Annotated in this window: 4 protein-coding genes; all 4 read left to right on the top strand. The window is 57.4% G+C overall.

Features of this window, described 5'->3' with window-relative positions:
• Positions 1 to 180 (top strand): hypothetical protein (locus EV685_RS20725; RefSeq protein WP_207224729.1); only part of this gene is annotated, 180 nt, incomplete at its 5' end.
• A 265-nt stretch (positions 181 to 445) separates the two neighbouring features.
• Entirely contained in the window at positions 446 to 742 is a 297-nt protein-coding gene (locus EV685_RS00290; protein WP_130480008.1) for a hypothetical protein, read from the top strand.
• Positions 743 to 934: 192 nt separating this feature from the next.
• A complete protein-coding gene (locus EV685_RS00285) occupies positions 935 to 1,315 on the top strand; it encodes a hypothetical protein (RefSeq protein ID WP_130480007.1) in 381 nt (126 codons plus the stop codon).
• A gap of 774 nt (positions 1,316 to 2,089) precedes the next feature.
• Positions 2,090 to 2,509, top strand: coding sequence for a ribonuclease E inhibitor RraB (locus EV685_RS00280; protein ID WP_242615343.1), 420 nt, complete (start codon positions 2,090 to 2,092; stop codon positions 2,507 to 2,509).
• Positions 2,510 to 3,286 lie beyond the last annotated feature (777 nt).

Genomic DNA, 3,286 nt, shown 5'->3' with positions numbered 1-3,286 from the left:
CTCACGCTGTTCACCGATGCTGCCCAACTTCACACGCTGGCGCGTCCGGCCTCGGTTTCTTGCCGCCGCGTGTCGCTCTGGCCGTTCCAAACGTTGGTTAGCCCGCGAGCCAAATACAGCCAAGGTTTGCGCCTAACCCGGCATTCAAGCGGACTGCCTTCGGCAGCCGCTTATTTTTGACGTTAGGCCACTCGCCCATTCATGCCCGAACCGCGTCAATCATGAAAACCGAGCCCCTCACGCTGTTCACCGATGCTGCCCAACTTCACACGCTGGCGCGTCCGGCCTCGGTTTCTTGCCGCCGCGTGTCGCTCTGGCCGTTCCAAACGTTGGTTAGCCCGCGAGCCAAATACAGCCAAGGTTTGCGCCTAACCCGGCATTCAAGCGGACTGCCTTCGGCAGCCGCTTATTTTTGACGTTGGGCCGCACCAACCGCATCTGCACCATGACTTCAGCCCTTCTCTTCCTCGCCGTTTGCCTGCTACTTGTGGCCGTACCTTTGCTCGTCTATATCTTGGTCTCCAAGCGAACCGTCAACATTCAGGCGGTGTGGGAGTTTGCGGTCGCTGGTCATCGGCCGTCCCGGTGGTACGTGGGCATCATCGTGCTCGCGTTTTCTCTCGCCGTTGCCTCTGTCATCTGTTCCCGCTTCGAGTCTCAGACTGGCTCGGCATCGGTCAGTTCGTCCAACGAGATGCCGCCCAACCCGGCATTTCAGCGGACCGCCTACGGCGGCCGCTGAATTTGAACGTTAGCCGTCATAAGACCCCCAACTATGCACCGATCGATCGCTGCCTTTCTACTCGCGCTTCCTATCCTTGCAAGTGCATCGGACAACTGTGCCCTTGTTGTCGGCGGTAGTGTTGGGCCATCCTTCGCGGATACGGCCGTGGCCGGGTTCTGGAACGAGGCGAACAGGACCATTTCGAGGCGCTTGTTCGACCGCATGATTCTTGAGAAATACCGCGTTGTCCTACTCACAGTTGAGCTGCCCGATGCTCACAGAATTAAAGACATCGTGGTCAACGCGATGGTTCGGCAAAGGTGCGATCGCGTTCTGCAGGTCATAACGCTGGTTGGTGAAGACATTCGCGGAAAGTACTTTGGTTTCACCATTAGTCTGTTGCATGCTGAGCCCAAACAGGAGACAGATCAGTCGGGTATGAACAGCTCGCTTAAGTCAGAATACTCCAAAACGTATCGCCACGTCCGGACACCTGAGTCGTTCGATTCTTTCAAGGTGGGTGTATTTGCAGATTCGGCCTTCGCTGATATCAAGGCGAGCGGCGTCCTTGTTCCGCTCAACACGCAATGAAGGCTAACCATTAATTCCAGCGGACCGCCTCCGGCGGCCGCTGAATTCAAACTTTAGGCCTCACAAATGCAAACGTGCCCAAACTGCCGGCGTGCGGTCATGCCGGGTGCTGAGCAATGCCCGGCCTGTGGCATCCGGATCAAATCGGGCACGTTGCTTTCGGTTCTCACTGGCATCCCGCTTCGCCAAGAAGGCTGGTCAATCCCGTCAAGCATCCTTCGTAGCAGCGGCTTCCGCGTTGTTGCGCTTCTGGTGCCCGCTTGGCTGCCTCTCCTTGTTGCATTTCTCATTGGCAGTCGATCACCGGATTCCGTGTCCCTCCTCCTGGCCCTCTTTGTCTTCATCCCTGGCCTGTATGTCCTGTCAAACCTTCGTTCCTGGTCTCGCATCAAAAGGCTTGTGGCCTGCCTGTTGTACGTGGTCGTCAGTGGTGTGGTCGGGTACAAATTCCTTGCATTGGCCTTGGCACGTCATGCGTGAGGAACAGTGAAGCCTAAACAACGTTAGGCCACTCGCCCATTCATGCCCGAACCGTGTCAATCATGAAAACCGAGCCCCTCACGCTGTTCACCGCTGCTGCCCAACTTCACACGCTGGCGCGTCCGGCCTCGGTTTCTTGCCGCCGCGTGTCGCTCTGGCCGTTCCAAACGTTGGTTAGCCCGCGAGCAAAATACAGCCATGGTTTGCGCCTAACCCGGCATTCAAGCGGACTGCCTTCGGCAGCCGCTTATTTTTGACGTTAGGCGTCACAACCGAGGTCTACTTCACGCGATCATGAAAGCACACCACTTTCTTTATCCCCTCATTGCGGCCGTATCGCTGAACGTAGCTGTTCAAGGCAACGCAGTGGCCCAGACGGAGCAACGAATTCAGCTCAGTCAGATTGAGACCATGTTCGTAAACATGCGCGCCAAAACGCCCTGGAACGTAGACGGTCCTTTGCTGTGGGGGTACTTTTTCTTTGACCCGAGCGAAGAAAAGTTGAAGGGTGCCGCAAAAGAATTGGCGGCGAACTACCGAATAGTCGGCATCACTGAAGTTCCTGGCCGCCAAACTTTCAGGCTGCACATTGAGAAGGTCGAAGTGCATTCGCCGGCAAGCCTACATGCGAGAAACGCTGAACTTTACGAAGTGGCGGAAAAGCACAAACTTGCGTCCTACGACGGCATGGATGTGGGGCCAGTTCCGAAGTGACGCCTAACCATTCCATCGAGCGGATGCCAAGCCGGCTTCGCCGTCTTGTCCCCGCTCATGTCAAACGTTAGGCCACTCGCCCATTCATGCCCGAACCGGGTCAATCATGAAAACCGAGCCCCTCACGCTGTTCACCGCTGCTGCCCAACTTCACACGCTGGCGCGTCCGGCCTCGGTTTCTTGCCGCCGCGTGTCGCTCTGGCCGTTCCAAACGATGGTTAGCCCGCGAGCCAAATACAGCCAAGGTTTGCGCCTAACCCGGCATTCAAGCGGACTGCCTTCGGCAGCCGCTTATTTTTGACGTTAGGCCACTCGCCCATTCATGCCCGAACCGCGTCAATCATGAAAACCGAGCTCCTCACGCTGTTCACCGATGCTGCCCAACTTCACACGCTGGCGCGTCCGGCCTCGGTTTCTTGCCGCCGCGTGTCGCTCTGGCCGTTCCAAACGTTGGTTAGCCCGCGAGCCAAATACAGCCAAGGTTTGCGCCTAACCCGGCATTCAAGCGGACTGCCTTCGGCAGCCGCTTATTTTTGACGTTAGGCCACTCGCCCATTCATGCCCGAACCGCGTCAATCATGAAAACCGAGCCCCTCACGCTGTTCACCGATGCTGCCCAACTTCACACGCTGGCGCGTCCGGCCTCGGTTTCTTGCCGCCGCGTGTCGCTCTGGCCGTTCCAAACGTTGGTTAGCCCGCGAGCCAAATACAGCCAAGGTTTGCGCCTAACCCGGCATTCAAGCGGACTGCCTTCGGCAGCCGCTTATTTTTGACGTT

The organism is Sphaerotilus mobilis, from assembly GCF_004216565.1.
GTDB lineage: Bacteria > Pseudomonadota > Gammaproteobacteria > Burkholderiales > Burkholderiaceae_C > Sphaerotilus > Sphaerotilus mobilis.
Note: the sequence above shows the minus strand (reverse complement) of the source record. Positions and strands in the feature narration are given on the sequence as shown.